The organism is Streptomyces xanthochromogenes (genome assembly GCF_014650455.1).
Classification (GTDB): Bacteria; Actinomycetota; Actinomycetes; order Streptomycetales; family Streptomycetaceae; genus Streptomyces; species Streptomyces xanthochromogenes.
Map to the genome: position 1 here is coordinate 13,042 of NZ_BMUZ01000024.1, position 16,610 is coordinate 29,651.

Sequence of the window (16,610 nt, forward strand, 5' to 3'; positions counted from 1 at the left end):
GCCGACCGGCCGGACGGGTCCGGGCCGCCGGTGCGTCCGCACCCGGGCGGCTACGGCAGGCCGCGCTCCTTCAGCCAGCTGCGGTACGGGGGCGAGTGCGAGGCGGCCTCCCAGTACGCCGACGCCAAGTCGGCGCCCACACCCGCCAGTTCGCCCCCATAGGCCCCGCTGCGCACCGCGAGGAAGAGCCGCACGCCCAGCGGGTCGCCGCGCAGCGGGCGTACGACCATGTCCGGGCGCGGCCGCGAGGTGGGCTGGCACAGCGTGACCACCTCGCCGGTGGCGACCAGGCCCGCGGCCGTCAGGTAATCACCGTGCAGTACACGGGGGTTGAGCCCGGCGGCATTGAGGACCCGCCGCAGTCCCTCCCACTCGCCGTCGACGCTCGGGTCGATCATCCACTGGTCGGCGGCGAGGTCGGCCAGGTCCACGATGGTCCGGTGGGCGGCCGGGTGGTCCACGGCCAGACACACGAACTGCGGCTCGCGCTCCACGAGCGTGCGGATGTCGAGTCCGGGCGGCAGCCGCAAGGGGCAGCCCTCCACCTCGTGCACGAAGGCCATGTCCAGTTCGCCCGCCGCGACCCGGCGCAGCAGCGCGGTGGCCGAAACCGCCACTTGGAGCTCGGTCTCCGTCCCCGGCAGGCGCTCGCGCAGCCGACGCAGCCAGCCCGGGATCGCACGGCTCGCGGTGGAGCCGATGCGAAGCCGCGGCCCGCCTCCGGTGCGGGCGGCCGCGGCCCGCGTCTCGGTGACGAGCGCACTCAGCGAGGCGAGCAGCGGCCGGGCCCGGCCGACCACTCCCTGCCCAAGGGCGGTGGGCACACAGCCGGTTCGTTCGCGCGAGAAGAGCTGTCCGCCCAACGTGTTCTCGATGCGCCGCAGTTGGTTGGTCAGGGCAGGCTGGCTGGTGCCGAGCGCCCGCGCGGCCCCGTGCAGACTACCGGCGTCGGCGATCGCGCACAGCAGCCTCAGATGTCTCACCTCCAGCTCCATGCGGCAGAGGTTAGGACGCGCTAACTCTTTCCACCAGATGTCCAAAACCACTCTGATACGCGGGAGTTATCGCAGATCGGCATCATTCCCGTACGCCGCTGTGGCCTCCACAATCACCGGGAACACCCCCACCCGTGGCCGGCCCACCCAGCCGGACGCGGATCCCCCCAACGATTGGTAACCCCCCATGAGACACCCCCGTACCTTCGCCGTGACCGCTGCCCTGGGCCTGGCCCTCGCCGGTTTCGGCGCGATCCCCGCCACCGCCGCCCCGGCTCCTGCGGGCGCCGCGCACTACACCGCCGCCGGCAAGCACTCCGCCGCCAACGACCAGGCGTTCTACGACGCCGTCATGAAGTCGGTCGCCAAGAAGCGGGCCGCGAACCCGCTGGCCGCGGCGGTGACCGTGTACTACAGCACCTCCAACGCGCCGAGCTTCCGCTCCCAGATATCGCAGGCCGCGCAGATCTGGAACGGCTCGGTGCAGAACGTCCGCCTCGCCGAGAGCAGCTCGGGCGCGGACTTCCAGTACTACGAGGGCAACGACCCGCAGAACGGTTCGTACGCCTCGACCGACGGGCACGGCAACGGCTACATCTTCCTGGACTACGGCCAGAACCAGCAGTACTACTCGGTGCGGGTCGTCGCGCACGAGACCGGGCACGTGCTGGGTCTGCCCGACCACTACTCCGGGCCGTGCAGTGAGCTCATGTCGGGCGGCGGTCCCGGTACCTCGTGCCGCAACGCGTACCCGAACGCGACGGAGAAGTCCCGGGTGAACAGCCTGTGGCGGAACGGGCTCGCCTCGGCGTTCAAGCCGGCCGCGTAGGCCTCTGGCAGCATGGGGGGATGACGTCCGTATCCCCTCGCCGGTCTTGCCCGTCCTGCGGTCGCTCCGTCGCCGTGGTGGCGGGCAAGTTCGTACGCCACGATCCGCGTACGCACGAGGGTGCGGAGCTGAAGCTCTGCCCCGGCTCGAAGCGCCGGGCACCCTTGGATGCCACCCAACGAACCCTGGCCGCCTTCGAACTGTCCCCCACCCCGGGCCAACTCCCGCTGTTCTAGCACCCCGGGGGGCGCCCACCCGTGCAGCGGGTTGCATCGGCTGAGCCCTGGGCGGGGGCTCCGCCCCCTGCACCCCCGTTCGCGCCTGAACGGCGCTCGTCCTCAAACTCCCCCAAGGCCTCAAGGGCCAGGGGGGACCCCCATGACGGGCTGAAATGCCCTGGTGCTGGCCAGCACCGAAGCTTTTAGGGGCGCGGGGAACTGAGCGAGAAGCGACCACGGCGCGAGGCCGACCACGGGTTTCCAGGGGCGCGAGGAACCGCGCGACCAGCCACCCACGGTCCGAGGCCGAAAAGGGGGTTGGGGGCGCGGGGAACTGCGCGAGAAGCGGGCACGGTCCGCAGCCGAAAACGGGGTTGGGGGCGCGGGGAACTGCGCGACCAGCCACGCACGGTCCGCAGTCGAACCACCGGGCCCCGGGGCGCAGCCCCAAGAGGCGGCCCACTTCACCCCCGGAGGGTTGCGGGAAGGGGCGGGGAGGGGCCAGAAACCGGGGCCCGGGGCGGAGCCCAGGCGCACCCCGGGTAAGCGGCAACAGCCCGCCCCCGCAGGGGGCTACCCGCCCGGGGAGGCGATCGCTCGGGCCGCGCGGACCTCCTGGCGGAGGGGCGCGAGGACACCTTCCTCGGGGCCCGCCAGGGCGACCCGGACGCCCACCAGCCGCGAGCTGCGCCGCAGGCCATCCGCCAGCTCGCGGAGCTGAACCGCGACCTCCACCGCCTCGCCGGCCGCAGGCCACGGCGCCCCGTGGTTGACCCGGACCCGCGCCGCGGTCGTCGCATCCACGATGCGTTCGACGGCGACGACCAGCGGCCACCACGCCGCCGCCCGCGCCCCCATGGGCGGCGGCTCCGTCAACGCCCGCTGGAATTCGCTCCGTACCGTCGACAGGTCCCGGTAGAGCCGGCGTCGGCGCCGGACCCGTTCGGCCCGGTCGTCCTCCGAGCCGAACGCGTACTCCACGTAGTCCGCCGTCGCCGAGACCGCTTCCGCGAGCCGCGCCCCGATGCGCGTGTGCCAGCTCTCGGGCCACAGCAGGTACCCCGCGACCAGCGCGATCGCACAGCCGATCAGGCTGTCCCACAGGCGCGGCATGACCAGGTTGAAACCCTGGTGGTTGAGGACGTCGGAGAGCAGCAGGATCACCGGCGTGATGGCCGCGGTCTGGAAGGCGTACCCCTTCGCGGAGAACGCCGGGATCAGGGCCGCGAGCACCAGCATCACCGGCACGTCCCACCACCCGCGCGGCACCTCCGCGAGGACGGCCGCCGCGACGACGAGCCCGCCCGCGGTGCCGATCGCGCGCATCAGCGCGCGGGCGAAGACCGATCCGAAGTCGGGCTTCAGGACGAAGACGATGGTCAGGGCGACCCAGTACGAACGCTCCACCGGCACCACCGAGACCAGCACCTGCGCGAGCCCGATGCACAGGGCGAGCCGCAGTCCGTAGCGCCAGGAGGCGCCGGAGAGCAGGACGTTGCGCGCCGCGCGGCGGAACCGGATGCGCAGGGCCGCCGGACGGCCGAGGCGGTCGTCGATGTTGGTGTGGTCGGGGTCGGGGTGGTGCACCACGGCGAAGGCGTACCGCAGCGCCGAGTCGAGGGCGCGCTCGGCCGGGGTCGTGGGCTCGGGCAGCTCGGGTTCGACGGTGCCGGTGCGGCCCTCGTCCACCGCGTCCGCCAACTGCCGTACGGCGGACGGGATCGCGGGGTCCACGCCCCAGCCGCGCAGGTGTACGGCGGGGGCCGCCTCCACGATCGGGATCAGCACGTTGAGCTGGGCGGAGAGCCGTACCAGCTCGCCACGGCGGCCGTGTTCACGGGCGCGCCGGCCGAGGATGAGGTCGTACGCGGTGTTCAGGTCGTTCGTGACGGCCTGGCGTCTCGTGTCGTACGCGTCGGTCGCGGCCGCCTCGATCGCCGCGGCGACCGCACGGTACGTCCCCGCGACGGCGTCCCGTTCGGGCTCGGTGCGCCGCAGCGGCCAGGCGAGCAGGCTCAGGAGGAGCACGAACAGGCCGCCGAGGGTGAGCAGCAGCGGCGCCTTCCACCACGGGCTGGGCATCGGAAGGCCCGCCCCGACGACGGCGTTGAGCAGGAGCAGCAGTCCCGAGACGGAGGCCACCGCGCCGATCGAGGAGATCATCCCGGACACCAGGGCCACCAGTGTCAGTGCGCCGACCGCGAGCCAGCCGTGCCCGAAGACGAGGCTGCCGACGGTCACGCCGATCGCCCCGTACAGCTGCGGTACCGCGATGTTGAAGATCCGCATCCGGTACGCGTCGGCGGTGTCGCCGATGACTCCGCTGAGCGCGCCCATGGAGGCGAGCGCGCCGTACGCGCTGTGTCCGGTCGCCATGCCCACGGCGAGTGGCGCGGCCAGGGCGATCGCGGCGCGGGCGACCGCGGGCCAGGGGATCGGCGTGGGGGCCGGCCGCAGCCCCCCGATCAGCCACTCCGGCGGCGCGAGCCGCCCCTGCCGCCCGCGCTCGTCCGCCCGCTTCCGATCAGCCATGAACACACGACACCGTAAAAAGATCACTTGGTGCAAACGGGGCGCCCAACAAAACCGTAAAACTTGTCCACAGCCTGTGGATAATTTTTACGAATCCGATCACGACGCCGCGTCATCGCTTCCGGATCATCCCCGAGATGCCCGCCCCGCACGGCGAAACCGGGCCCGCCCCGCGCGCCGCCCGCCCCACCGCCCGCCTCGGCCCCTGTGGATAGTGGACAGAGGGAGGCGGGGAGGCGGGAGGGGGAGAACTCCTCTGCGGGGCGGCTAGCCGCCGTACAGGCTCAGGCCCACGAGCAGCGCGCGATGGTCCGTGCCGCGCAGCTTCAGGAAGCGGGCCGACGTCGCCTTGAAGTCGCCGCTCACCAGGACGTGGTCGATCTGGGTGCGCAACGGCGTGCTGCGGTCGGCCGGCCAGGACCAGGTACCGGATTGGCCGGTCAGACGGGCGCTGTCGTGCAGGGCGCCGTCGTCGAGCACCGAGCGGAACAGGGCGTGGTCCTGGGTCGCGTTGAAATCCCCGGCGACGATGACCGGGCCGCCCTTCGCCTCCCGCGCGAACTCCCTTATCCTGCCCAGCTCTTGATGCCATTTCGTATCGTCGCCGGGCAGCGGCGGCGAGGGATGCGCGAGCTGGAGCCGTACGTCCCGGCCGCCGATGGTGACCACCGCGCCCGGCATGGCCATCACCGACTCGATCGGCTCGACCATCCTGAGTGGGAACCGGCTCAGGATCGCGGAGCCCGCCGAGCCGTCCTCCCGGACGACGTCGCGGTACGGGTAGTCGCCCTTCGGCAGGTCGGCGGCGAGCGCGTCGGCGCAGCGGAAGCTGCACTCCTCGACGAACACCAGGTCGGGCCGCTCGCGCTTGACCGTGGCGATCAGATCGTCCGTCGCCCACCCGAACTCCGTGTTGGAGGTGAGGACTTGGAACTCGGCGAGGATCGAGCCCTTCGGCTGGGTCGAGGCGGCGCCGTACGGCTGGGTGTACCAGCCGGTGACCGCGAGCACCGCGACCCCCCACACCATGCCGGTACGCCACCGTCCGAGCACGGCGAGCGCGAGCCCGGCGCCGCCCGGCACGAGCAGCCACGGCAGGAAGGCGAGGGCCTGCGGGACCGGGGTGACCCCGTCCGAATCGGCGGCCCGGCAGCCCACCACCACACTGACCCCGGCAAGGAGCAGGGCCCCGGCCAGTGCGGACGCCACCCGCCAGGGACGCCGGCGGCGCACGCCCACCATGCCGTCCCGGTACGGCATGGTTCCGGTGCCCATGGTGTCCATGGCGGCCGCCTCCCGCTGGCTGGTCACAGAGCTCGCATCCTCCCTCAAGGACGGGCCCTCGTCCGGCACGGTTGCTCAAGCCTTTGCGCGAGCCTTGGTGTGTACAGGGGCTTTGGTGTGTGCACGGGCAGGGGAGTGTGGTGCGGGGGTGTGCGCCGCCACGCGCGACAGCAGGCCGCGCAGGGCGTCGTTGAAGACGCCGGGCTGCTCCAGGTTGGGCAGGTGGGCCGCGTCCTCGACGACGGTCAGGGCCGAGTCGGGGAGCGTGGTGTGCATCGCCTCCGCGTCGGCGACGGGCGTGTGGACGTCGTCCCGGTCGACGACCACCGGCGCGGGAACATCGACCGTGGTCAACAGGGCACGATAGTCCGGCCGTTGGGCCCGTCCGCGCAGGGCGGCCGCCGCGCCCGCGGGGATCGCGGAGTTCTCCCGTACGCACCGGGTGATCGCCCCCGACCTGCGCGGCTACGGCAGCGCACCGCTCGACCCGCGCACCGCGAACGGAACCCCGCCGCCGCTGGCCGCGTACGCCCCGGACCGGACTACTGCTGGTGGAAGCTGCCCGCACCCTGGCGGGCCGAGACGTTCGCGGCGGCCGCGGCGGGGCGGCTCGGGATCGCGGTGACGCCCGGCACCGCGTTCGCGGTCGGTGCCGCCGTGCCCGATGCGGTCAGGATCGGCCTCGCTACTCCGCCGGTGCCGGTCCTGGACGGGGCGCTTCGGCGGCTCGCCGCCCTCGCTGCCACGGCCGGCCCGTGAGCCACGCCCCGAGCGCGAGCGCGAGCCCGAGCCCGAGAACCACCCAGGCCGCGGTGCTGAGGAAGTCGGTGAGCGCGTCGTAGACCGCACCCGCCGCCGACGGGTCGGAGTCCGTGGGCAGCCCGTCGAGCGTGAGCTTGCGGCCGACGGCGACGAGGACCCGCAACACCACCGCACCGACCGCGAGCCCGAGCCCCACCCCGACGAGCGCGCGCCGGCGGCGCACCGCCACGAGCACGGCACCGGCGGCGGCGACCAGGCAGCCGACCGCACCCCAGATCCCGATGCGCCGGAGCAGGCGGAAAGCGGTGCGTACCGGGCCGAGTTTCGTCGACTCGACGACGGTCAGGTCGGTGTGTTCCACGGGAATCCTGTTCGCGAACGGCACGCCCTGTGCCACGAGTTGGCGCTTGACCTGCTCGATGGCGGGTGCCAGGTCGATGCGTACGTCATTGCCGCCGCCGTTCTTCGTGAGGGCGGACACGACACTCGCGTGCGCGGCCCGGTTGGCGGTGTTCCACACCCCCTGGAAGGCGGAGGTGGCGGTGAAGGAGCGCACCGCCCCGCCCGTCAGCGCGGCCACGGAGTCCTGGAGCGGGCCCACGTCGATGTTCTTCATGATCGCGTCGGTGACCTTGGTGATCACCTCGCCCCGTACGGCCTCGTCGCGGGCGAGCGGAGCCATGGTGGCGACGTACCGGTCGCTGTCGCCGATCTCGGTCTTCACCCAGGCGGCGATCGCGCCGAGCGGGACGAGCACGGCCGCGAGCACGATCAGCACCACCGACAGGAAGCTGCGCACCCGTCCACGTAATCCCGGGTTGCCGGTCGGCGCGCGCGGGTGTGGGCTGTATGGGGGACGCACACAAAGGCGTGCCACATGGGTGGGCCCCGCCTGTGGGTGTCCCCGTACGGGCCCGGCAGATGGGTCCGGTACGGGCCCGGCAGGCGTTCCGGGCAAGCGGAAGGAGTGCCGCCATGGCCGCACACGCTTCACACGCTTCGGTACCCGTGACGAGCCGGCCCACGGCTCCCCGCCTCGGCAGGGCCGCCGTCGCGGTCCCCGTCGTCCTGGGAGTGGCGTACGGAATCTGGGCCGCAGGCATCCAGCGCAACGGCGGCAACGGCGTGATCACCTGGGGGCAGGTGGTCCTGGGCGTAGTGTCGGGCGTGGTCCTGATCGCCCTGGGCATCGGCCTCCTGCGCATCCAGTCGGCCCTGCCCCGCGAGATCCGCGCGGCGGCCTACGGAGCCCTCTTCGGGTGCGCGATGGGGTTCCTCTACAGCCTGTCCGACCACAGTGTGCTGCGGTCGTCCGGGATCGGGGCGGCGTTCGGCGCGGGGATGTTCCTGACCGCGTTCTATGTGTTCTACACACACGAGAACTGAGCGGGCTGTGGGCGATACGGGCCCCGGGTGACGATGGACCCTGGGCCCCGGTCCGCGGCCGGGCTAGAGTGAAGCCATGTCGTCCGCAGCGCAGCACCGCTCCCAGCTCTGCTGGTGGCGCTCCTCCTAGGAGCGGCCACCCCAGACACGCACGACATCGTCACCCGGGCCGTTCCTCACTGGACGGCCCTTTTCGTTGCCCTCGCCCTGCCCTCGCCGGGATACCGCAGTGGCCGCCGCCGTCCAGGCCCGCCCGCCGTCCCACCGCCTGGCAAGGAGCCACGATGACCACGCAGATCCACGAGATCCAGCGGATCCACGAGACCCACCAGACCCACCAGACCCACCAGATCGAGCCGACCGGCGTCCCCGGTGCCGTCCCCGGTGCCGTTCCGGCCAAGGACCGCATCCTGACGGGCGACCGGCCCACGGGACCCCTGCACCTCGGCCACTACTTCGGCACGCTCCAGAACCGGGTCCGCCTCCAGAACGAGGGCATGGACCTCTTCCTGGTCATCCCGGACTACCAGGTGCTCACCGACCGGGACGTGGCGGACCGGCTCGCGGAACACGTCGAGGGGCTGGTCCTGGACTACCTGGCGGCGGGTGTCGACCCCTCCCGGGCGACGATCTTCACGCACAGCGCGATCCCCGCCCTCAACCAGCTCCTGCTGCCGTTCCTGAGCCTCGTCTCGGTCGCCGAGCTCGGCCGCAACCCCACGGTGAAGGACGAGATCGCGCACTCCCGGCAGGCCGCCGTCTCCGGCCTGATGTTCACCTACCCCGCGCATCAGGCCGCCGACATCCTGTTCTGCAAGGCCAATCTGGTGCCGGTCGGCAAGGACCAGGAGCCGCACCTGGAGCTGACCCGGACGATCGCGCGCCGCTTCAACGAGCGGTACGGCCCGGTCTTCCCCGAGCCGCGCACCCTGCTGTCCGAGGCGCCGCTGCTGCTCGGCACGGACGGCACGAAGATGAGCAAGAGCCGGGGCAATTCCCTTGCGATCCGGGCGAGTTCGGACGAGACCGCGCGGTTGATCCGGGGCGCGAAGACGGATGCGGTCCGCCGGATCTCGTACGACCCCGAGGGCCGGCCGGAGGTGAGCAACCTGGTCCTGCTCACCGCACTCTGCCAGGGCCGCTCTCCGTACGAGGTGGCGGCGGAGGTGGGGGATGCCGGGGCGGCGGGGCTCAAGGCCGCGGCGACGGATGCGGTCAACACGCACTTCGCTCCGCTGCGGGCCCGGCGTGCGGAGTACGCGCAGGACCTGTCCTACGTAAGGGAGTTGCTTCGTGAGGGCAACGCCCGGGCGGGCGAGGTGGCGGACCGGACCCTGGCGGAGGTCCGCGACGCGATGGGCATGCGCCGCTGACCCCTGTCCTCGATCTCCCCCAAGGCCTCAAGGGCCAGGGGGGACCCCCATGACGGGCTGGGCGCCTGCCTCGGTCGGCGAACCGGCTTCCGGGCCGGCACGTACAGCGGTCCTCGCCGTGGGGTAGGACGGGTGGCCGAAACCCCCTCGGTCGAGCGGCGGAGACCGCATGGTCCCGGGGGTTGATGACCCCGGCCACCCGCTCGGGGAAGCTCTGAGTACGGGGGAAACGGGGAACCCGGGGCAACCCGGGGACGTGGCGGCGGCCTCCTGCGGCTCGGCCGCCGCCACCAACTCCTTCCCCACCCGCTCCTTCCGCACCGACTCCTCCTCCGCCACCTGACTCCGCACCAACTCCCGGCCCTCGGCCGTCCCCCCGCCGTCCCTCCGCCGGTCGCCCCGCCTTCGGGGCCTTCGTGGCGGCCGCGCCACAGGGCGTGTTTAGCTGGCTGCATGGTGAAGGCTGAGCGGAGGCGCGGCGGGCGGGCCCGGTGGCTGGTGCTGCCGGTGGTCGCGCTGGCCGCGTGGGGATGCGTACGCGGCGGAACGGACACGGGGAGCCCGGCGCACAAGCCCGCACCCTCGGCCTCCGCGTCCGCCTCGGCCGCGCCGGCGCCCGGTGCGTCGTCGCCGAGCGGTACGTACGACCCGGCCGACTACGCGCCCCAGGTGCGCAAGTACGCCAAGCAGGCCGGGATCAGCGCCCAGTTGCTGATGGCGATCCTCTACAACGAGGACTACAAGCCGCACGACCCGGCCTTCGAGCGGAGCTGGCAGAAGTACAAGCCGGACGCCGCGTTCGGCATCGCCAACATGCACCGGGCCGCGTTCGACCAGACCAAGCGGGGCCGGGACTTCGCGGGGCGTAAGTGGGAGGAGCTGCCCGACGACCGCGCGCTCGCCGTCGAGGCGGCGGCCTGGTACCTGCACGACATGTCCGCTCAGCTCCCCGCGCACTGGGCGGGATCGTTGTCGCGCGACGAGCTGATGGCGCTCGGGTACAACGCGGCCGGCGGCAATATGGCGGCGTTCGCGCGGGGTGTGAAGCCGGGGAGCCAGGCGTCGGACTACCTGACGCGGCTGCGCGACAACTGGAAGAAGTCCGGCACGGCCGTCGCGGGCTAACCCGGCGGCACGTCGCCCGTGCAGAGCATCTTGTGGTTGACCTCCGCGCACGCCTCGGCCTGACGGGGGTCGGGGGCCACCAGCATGGGGCTCTCGGTGCGGGCGCCGGTCGAGCTGTTGCGCACCTCCGACCAGATCGTGTCGCAGGACGGGCTGAACCGGAGCTTCACCGCGTACGAGGCCGTCTTCAGGGCGCTCTGGGTGCGGGCGTCGGTGCGGCAGGAGGTGCGGGCCGGGTCGTCGCCCTGGCAGCTGGCGCCCCGGCAGGCGGGCGGCGCGGGCGCGGCCGGAGTCGCCTCGCGCAAGTGCGGGACGGCCGCCCAGGCGGCGCTGCCCACGAGGGCGAGCGCGGCGGCGACGGTGAGTGTCCGGTGATGCGTTCGGCGGGGGCGCGGGGGCGCGGGTGGCGCGGGGGCGGCCTCGGGGGGCCGGGGCGGTGGCGCGGGCAGGGCCGGGGTCCGGGTCGCGCGGTCCCAGAGTTCCAGCAGACGCGCATGGTGCTCGGCCCCGCCGAGCGCGCCGAAGGCGTCGACCGCGTCGCGCGGCGGGAGGTTGTCCCCGTTGAGATAGCGGTGCCAGGCCGACTTGCTGTACGTCGTGCGGGCGGCAAGCCCCGCCAGGCTCAGGCCCGAGGTCTGTTTGAGGTGCCTCAACTCCTCGATCAGGAGCCGGAGTTCGGGCCGGGTCGTGTCGGGCAGCGGTCGCCACTGGGCCACGCGGTCCCTCCCAAAAGTCCACAAAGTCCCGTTCAGGGGCCATCTGTACCCCAGTGGGGCCGGAGCCAAGCTCCGGCCCCCGGGGCGAACGGGCGAAGTTGTGGATTCAGCGGCCGGCGTCGGTCCCGGCCGCTCCCGTACCGACGGTCAGCACCACGGAACGGTGGACCCGGCCGCGACCCGCACATAGTGCGCGGACACATAGCGGCCGTGGTGCCCGGCCAGGCGGTACCACACCCGGTTGCCCTGCACCGAGGACCCGTTCCGCTTGCAGACCAACGACACCTGGCGCCCCGAGCGCAGGGTGCCGGTGGTCCGGTAGGTGGTGCCGGCGCCGCTGCGGACGTGCAGCCCACGGCCGTTCCCGGTGACCACCACACCCTGGGCGTGCATCTTGTGGTGGTGGGCGGTGGCGACCGTCGCCCGAGCCGGTGCGGCCGTCGGGGTCGCGGCCATCGCGGCGGCCGGGAACAGGGCGAGCAGGGCGGTGGCGGCGACGACGGCGTTGCGTACGGTGCTGCGGTTCATGTGTTTTCTCCAAGGTGCGGGGCCCCCGAGTGGTGACCCTGTGTCAGCAATCGTGTCCGGAGCGCGACGCCCGCATTCGTCCCAGCCGTACCTGGGACGAATAGGGACGGGCCGCCGGGACGCGGGCCACCTCTGGAGCCTCGCCCCGCCGCACGCGGCCACGCCCGTTCACTCGCGTGGCGGAAGACCTGGGCCTCACTTAGCGTGAGGGAGGGGCGATCACGGGACGCCGACCACCCGGGGGAACCCACCAGGGAACCGGGTGGATCGGGTCACCAACGGGAGATCACCGAGGAGACCGGCACATGGGCCGTCACACCAAGGACTCTGTCGAGGCCGGACGCGCCGAGCGGATAGCCGGCGCGTCCGAGCGGCTGGCCGCCGCTTCCGCCACCACTCCCACGGCATCCGGCGCACACAGGTCGTCCGATGCGCACACATCGACGTCGAGCACCCCGCCGCCCGGTGCCGCGTACGCGGGCGACGGGGTGCCACCGCCGCAGGCCCCGCACACCGGGGCCCGGCACGAGCACCGCTGGCTCGTGCTCGGGGTGATCGCGCTCGCCCAGCTGATGGTGGTCCTGGACGCGACCATCGTGAACATCGCGCTGCCCTCCGCCCAGCAGGACCTCGGCTTCTCCGACGGGAACCGCCAGTGGATCGTCACGGCGTACGCCCTCGCCTTCGGCTCGCTGCTGCTGCTCGGTGGCCGGATCGCCGACCTCGTCGGACGCAAGGTCGTCTTCCTCGTCGGACTCGTCGGCTTCGCCCTCGCCTCGGCGATCGGCGGTGCCGCGCCCAACTTCGAGGTCCTGGTCACCGCCCGCGCCCTCCAGGGCGTGTTCGGCGCGCTGCTCGCACCGGCCGCGCTGTCCCTGCTGACCACGACGTTCACCGACCCGAAGGAACGCGCGAAGGCGTTCGGCATCTACGGCGCGGTCGCGGGAACGGGCGGCGCGGTGGGGCTGCTGCTCGGCGGAGTGCTCACGGAGTACCTGGACTGGCGCTGGTGCCTGTACGTCAACCTGCTCTTCGCCGCGCTCGCCTTCTTCGGCGCGCTGCGGCTGCTGCACCCGGGCGCCCCGCAGGACCGGCCCAAGCTGGACATCCCGGGCACGGTCCTCGTCTCGGCCGGGCTGTTCTGCATCGTGTACGGCTTCTCCAACGCGGAGACGCACGCGTGGAGCTCGGTGCAGACGTGGGGCTTCCTCGCGGCCGGCGGGGTCCTGCTGCTGGCCTTCGCCTGGTGGCAGACGCGCGCCAAGCACCCGCTGCTCCCGCTGCGCGTCGTACTGGACCGTGACCGGGCCGCGTCCTACCTGGCCATGTTCATCTCCGGCGCGGGCATGTTCGGGGTGTTCCTGTTCCTGACGTACTACCTCCAGCAGATCCTCGGCTACACCCCGGTGAAGACCGGACTCGCCTTCCTGCCCATGGTGTTCGCGATGATCGTGAGCTCGGTCGTCGCGCAGAACAAGCTCGTCCCCAAGCTGGGCGCGAAGCCGATCGTGCCGCTGGGCATGGGCCTCGGCGCGGCCGGCCTCGCCTGGATGACGGCCCTGGACGCGACCAGCGGATACGCCGGGCACGTCCTGCCCCCGCTCCTGGTGATGGGCGTAGGCATGGGCCTGATCTTCGCCCCGGCGATGAGCATGGCCACGGCCGGAGTGGCCGCGCACGACGCGGGTGTCGCCTCCGCGATGGTCAACACCAGCCAGCAGGTGGGCGGTTCGATCGGCACGGCCCTCCTGAACACCCTCGCGACGAGCGCCGCCACGAGCTATCTGGTCGGCCGCCGACCCACCCCCGCGGCGCGGGTCCAGGCCCAGCTCCACAGCTACTCGACGGCGTACTGGTGGTCGGCGGCCTTCTTCGCCCTCGGCCTCCTGGTCTCGGTGATCCTCTACCGCAAGGGCCCGCCGCGCCCGGCGGTCGGCACCTCGGAAGGTCCCGTCCACATGTGACCCACCCACCCGCAGGGCCCGGCGGCGTCTCCCTCCGTCGCTCTCGCCGTCCTCAACTTGCCGCGTGCGCAAGGCACTTGTCGACCAGGGAGCCGAGGTAGGCGTCGTCCATGCCCGGGATGCGGAAGAGGGTGCGCAGATAGATGGGCGCGAGAATCCCGTCCAGGACGTCGAAGAGGCGCAGCCGGGGTTCGCCACGGGAGGCCGCCCGGTCGAGCATGTCCAGGAGGTCCCGGCCCCGTTCGGCGAGGGGGTGCGTGGCGGGGATGTTCCCCGCGTCGACGTAGGCGGCCACGCTCTCGGCATCGACCCCGGCATTGTCCCCGGCCGCCGCGTGCTCGGCGGCCCCGGCGATGAGTGCGCGCAGGAGTACGGCCCCGTCCGGCTCCGCCATCGCGGCGGCCGCCCGCTGGGCGTAGGCGAGGAGGTCCCCGTGCAGGCTGCCGGTGTCCGGTACGGCCCACAGGGAGGTCAGCCGCTCCTGCGAGAGGTCGAGCACGATGGCGTTGGTGGTGCGCCAGCGCCGGTAGATGGACGTCTGGTGGACGCCGGAGCGTTCGGCGATCTCGGCGATGGGGATGCGCTCGTGGCCCTGCTCCGCGATGAGTTCCGCCGTCGCCTTGAGGACGGCCTCCCGCACGCGGGCACTCCGGCCGCCGGTGCGCCGGCGCGGCCCGCTCTCCGGCTCCGCCCGGTTTGCCCGGCCGGGCTCGTGGTCGTCGGTGGTGTCGCGCTGGTTTCCGGTCATATCGAAAGGCTAACGCAAGTCCTCTTGCGTTAGCGCTCTCGGTCGCGCTACGTTCTTAACGCAAGGAAAACCTGCGTTAAGGGAGACGGTCATGAAGCCGATGCTGTTCGAGGACGACCCGCAGTTCTGGTACGAGACCCTGCGCGCGCTGGGCCACGCCGCGTACGGCGGCTCCGACTTCGGCGAGGTCGTCGCGACCGCCGAGAAGATCACCGCAGGGGACTACGACGGCTGGTACGAGCAGTGGATGGCCACCGCCGAGCGCACCGAGGCCGAAGCGCAGGCCGCGCTCGCAGGCGGCCACGAGGTGTCGGCGCGGGACGGGTTCCTGCGGGCGAACAACTACTTCCGCTCGGCCGAGTTCTTCCTCCACGGCAACCCCGACGACCCGCGCATCGCCGCCTCCTACGAGCGCGCCGTCGCCGCCTTCCACGCCGCCGCCCGGCTCTTCGACCCGGTGATCGAGCCGGTGGAGATCCCGTTCGAGGGCACGTTCCTGCGGGGCTACTTCTACCGTGCCCCGGGCGAGGGGCCCGCGCCGACCCTCGTCATGCACAACGGATTCGACGGCACGGCCGAGGAGATGCACTTCTTCGGCGGCGCGGCCGGTGTGGAGCGCGGCTACCACGTCCTGACCTTCGACGGCCCCGGCCAGCCCGGCGCCCGCTTCAACGACGGGCTCCCCTTCCGCCCCAACTGGGAGAGCGTGATCACCCCGGTCCTCGACTGGCTGATCGACACCCGCCCCGAGGTCGACCCCGAGCGCATCGGCCTGCTCGGCCTGAGCATGGGCGGCCTGCTCGCCCCCCGCGCCGCGGCCTTCGAGCACCGCCTCGCCGCCGTCATCGCGGTCGACGGCGTCTACGACCTCGGCGAGCTCGCCACCAAGAACATGCCGATGCCGCGCCCCGAGGCCGAGGCGCTGCTGCGGGCCGAGCACGCCCCCGAGATCGACGCCTCGATCGAGGCCCTGATGAAGACGAACTCGACGATGCGCTGGGCGATCACGCACGGCTCGTACGTCATGGACGTCGCGACCCCGCGCCAGTTCCTCGCCTCCTACCTCGACTACACCCTCGCCGACGGAGTGGCCGAGAAGATCACCTGTCCGACGCTGGTCTGCGAGGCCGAGGACGACCTGTTCTTCGACGGCCAGCCGCAGCAGCTCTACGACCACCTCACCTGCCCCAAGACCCTCATGCGCTTCACCGTCGCGGAAGGCGCGGGCGCCCACTGCCACACCGGCGCCGAGCGTCTGGCCATGGCCCGCATCCTCAACTGGCTCGACGACACCCTGAAGAACTGACGGCCCCGGGACATTTGTCCTGCGGGAGTCGGGATTCTTCGCTCTGCCGCCGGCCCTGCCTCGGGCGGGAGTATCAGTGGTGTCGGCAGGGGCCGGCGGTCACGGGAACGAGGGTGAGGGGAACGCCATGAGTGCCACGGTCGCGATGGAGATGCCGGTCCAGGTCAGCACTGCCCAGGAGGTCAACTCGGTTGCGGGTGACGGGGGTTCGGTCCTGAAGGGTCTGCCGAACTGGTACTTCCCGCTCGTCGGCCTCTTCGCGGGGATCTTCGACATCGCCCGGGCCTACCCGGTCCTGTACGCGCTGATCCCGGTCGTCGCGATCGTCCAGATCGTGCTCGCCTTCACGGTCCTGAAGGCCCGCATCCGGTACATGAAGTCGCTGTGGAAGAACAAGCGCACCCGCTTCCTCGCGCTCGGCCTGCTCGCCGTCCGTTTCGCGATCCGTTACGGCCTCGGCATCGCGGGCCTGGCGCTGGGTGCCGCGACCGGTCAGCTCACCCTCGGCATCGTCATGGCGGTCATCGGCACCGCGATGGCCTGGGGCGACCAGTGGCTCATCCTCCGCACCCTCCGCCACGCCCAGGCGGCGCAGGCCAAGACCGTCTGACCCCGGCCAGTGCAGCCCCTACCCGCAAACCCGACAGGGCCCCAGCCGCACACCGCGGCCCGGGGCCCTTCGCATGGGGCGGTGGACCTCGAATGGGCCCGTCATCTCCGAGCGTCGACAGCCCCTCCCGGAAGCCGCGAGGATGGCACGGCCCGACTCACCATCGAACACTGCGTGTACGCGCCGGTCCACGGCTGTTCCCAGGGGAGGGGATCGGGGCGGCGGTGCCACCAC

The 16,610-nt window shown here is 72.3% G+C and carries 15 protein-coding genes and 1 pseudogene; 8 read left to right on the forward strand and 8 right to left on the reverse strand.

Going from position 1 to position 16,610, the window contains the following annotated elements:
- Window positions 1-50: 50 nt before the first annotated feature.
- Window positions 51-995, reverse strand: a complete 945-nt coding sequence (locus IE267_RS37995) for a LysR family transcriptional regulator (protein WP_167158597.1) — start codon at window positions 993-995, stop codon at window positions 51-53.
- 187 nt (window positions 996-1,182) lie between these two features.
- Here IE267_RS37995 and snpA point away from each other — a divergent pair, with 187 nt between their 5' ends.
- A complete protein-coding gene (gene snpA / locus IE267_RS38000) occupies window positions 1,183-1,824 on the forward strand; it encodes a snapalysin (RefSeq protein WP_167158599.1) in 642 nt (213 codons plus the stop codon).
- Between the two features lie 20 nt (window positions 1,825-1,844).
- A complete protein-coding gene (locus IE267_RS38005) occupies window positions 1,845-2,060 on the forward strand; it encodes a hypothetical protein (RefSeq protein ID WP_161252494.1) in 216 nt (71 codons plus the stop codon).
- 555 nt (window positions 2,061-2,615) lie between these two features.
- On the opposite strand, the gene IE267_RS38010 is transcribed toward IE267_RS38005, so the two are convergent.
- The 4 genes and pseudogenes from IE267_RS38010 to IE267_RS38025 form a co-directional block, all read right to left on the reverse strand.
- Window positions 2,616-4,574, reverse strand: coding sequence for an FUSC family protein (locus IE267_RS38010; protein WP_167158601.1), 1,959 nt, complete (start codon window positions 4,572-4,574; stop codon window positions 2,616-2,618).
- A 267-nt stretch (window positions 4,575-4,841) separates the two neighbouring features.
- On the reverse strand, window positions 4,842-5,849 hold the full coding sequence (locus IE267_RS38015; RefSeq protein ID WP_373304646.1) for an endonuclease/exonuclease/phosphatase family protein: 1,008 nt from the start codon (window positions 5,847-5,849) through the stop codon (window positions 4,842-4,844).
- Window positions 5,850-5,933: 84 nt separating this feature from the next.
- A pseudogene (locus tag IE267_RS38020) lies at window positions 5,934-6,272 on the reverse strand (alpha/beta fold hydrolase); the annotation flags it as partial.
- Between the two features lie 271 nt (window positions 6,273-6,543).
- Window positions 6,544-7,419: a hypothetical protein gene (locus tag IE267_RS38025; RefSeq protein WP_189766401.1), complete on the reverse strand. Its 876-nt coding sequence runs from the start codon at window positions 7,417-7,419 to the stop codon at window positions 6,544-6,546.
- A gap of 176 nt (window positions 7,420-7,595) precedes the next feature.
- Between IE267_RS38025 and IE267_RS38030 the strand changes: the two genes are divergently transcribed.
- The 3 genes from IE267_RS38030 (at window position 7,596) to IE267_RS38040 (ending at window position 10,504) form a co-directional block, all read left to right on the forward strand.
- Window positions 7,596-8,006, forward strand: a complete 411-nt coding sequence (locus tag IE267_RS38030) for a hypothetical protein (RefSeq protein ID WP_167158605.1) — start codon at window positions 7,596-7,598, stop codon at window positions 8,004-8,006.
- Window positions 8,007-8,290: 284 nt separating this feature from the next.
- Window positions 8,291-9,379, forward strand: coding sequence for a tryptophan--tRNA ligase (gene trpS, locus IE267_RS38035; protein WP_189766402.1), 1,089 nt, complete (start codon window positions 8,291-8,293; stop codon window positions 9,377-9,379).
- Window positions 9,380-9,832: 453 nt separating this feature from the next.
- A complete protein-coding gene (locus IE267_RS38040) occupies window positions 9,833-10,504 on the forward strand; it encodes a lytic transglycosylase domain-containing protein (protein WP_189766403.1) in 672 nt (223 codons plus the stop codon).
- Here IE267_RS38040 and IE267_RS38045 read toward each other — a convergent pair.
- Together IE267_RS38045 and IE267_RS38050 are read right to left on the reverse strand one after the other, a co-directional pair.
- Window positions 10,501-11,220, reverse strand: coding sequence for a helix-turn-helix domain-containing protein (locus tag IE267_RS38045; protein WP_189766404.1), 720 nt, complete (start codon window positions 11,218-11,220; stop codon window positions 10,501-10,503). The two genes, IE267_RS38040 and IE267_RS38045, sit on opposite strands and share 4 nt — an antisense overlap.
- A 147-nt stretch (window positions 11,221-11,367) precedes the next feature.
- Complete coding sequence (locus tag IE267_RS38050; RefSeq protein WP_189766405.1) at window positions 11,368-11,748, reverse strand: SH3 domain-containing protein; 381 nt, start codon at window positions 11,746-11,748, stop codon at window positions 11,368-11,370.
- A 572-nt stretch (window positions 11,749-12,320) separates the two neighbouring features.
- On the opposite strand from IE267_RS38050, the gene IE267_RS38055 reads away from it, so the two are divergent.
- Complete coding sequence (locus IE267_RS38055; protein ID WP_373304647.1) at window positions 12,321-13,712, forward strand: MFS transporter; 1,392 nt, start codon at window positions 12,321-12,323, stop codon at window positions 13,710-13,712.
- 52 nt (window positions 13,713-13,764) lie between these two features.
- Here the strand turns inward: IE267_RS38055 and IE267_RS38060 are convergent, their stop codons facing one another.
- On the reverse strand, window positions 13,765-14,460 hold the full coding sequence (locus IE267_RS38060; RefSeq protein ID WP_189766406.1) for a TetR/AcrR family transcriptional regulator: 696 nt from the start codon (window positions 14,458-14,460) through the stop codon (window positions 13,765-13,767).
- A 91-nt stretch (window positions 14,461-14,551) separates the two neighbouring features.
- On the opposite strand from IE267_RS38060, the gene IE267_RS38065 reads away from it, so the two are divergent.
- Complete coding sequence (locus IE267_RS38065) at window positions 14,552-15,766, forward strand: alpha/beta hydrolase family protein (protein WP_167158619.1); 1,215 nt, start codon at window positions 14,552-14,554, stop codon at window positions 15,764-15,766.
- Between the two features lie 127 nt (window positions 15,767-15,893).
- Complete coding sequence (locus IE267_RS38070; protein WP_189766407.1) at window positions 15,894-16,376, forward strand: hypothetical protein; 483 nt, start codon at window positions 15,894-15,896, stop codon at window positions 16,374-16,376.
- Window positions 16,377-16,610: the final 234 nt, after the last annotated feature.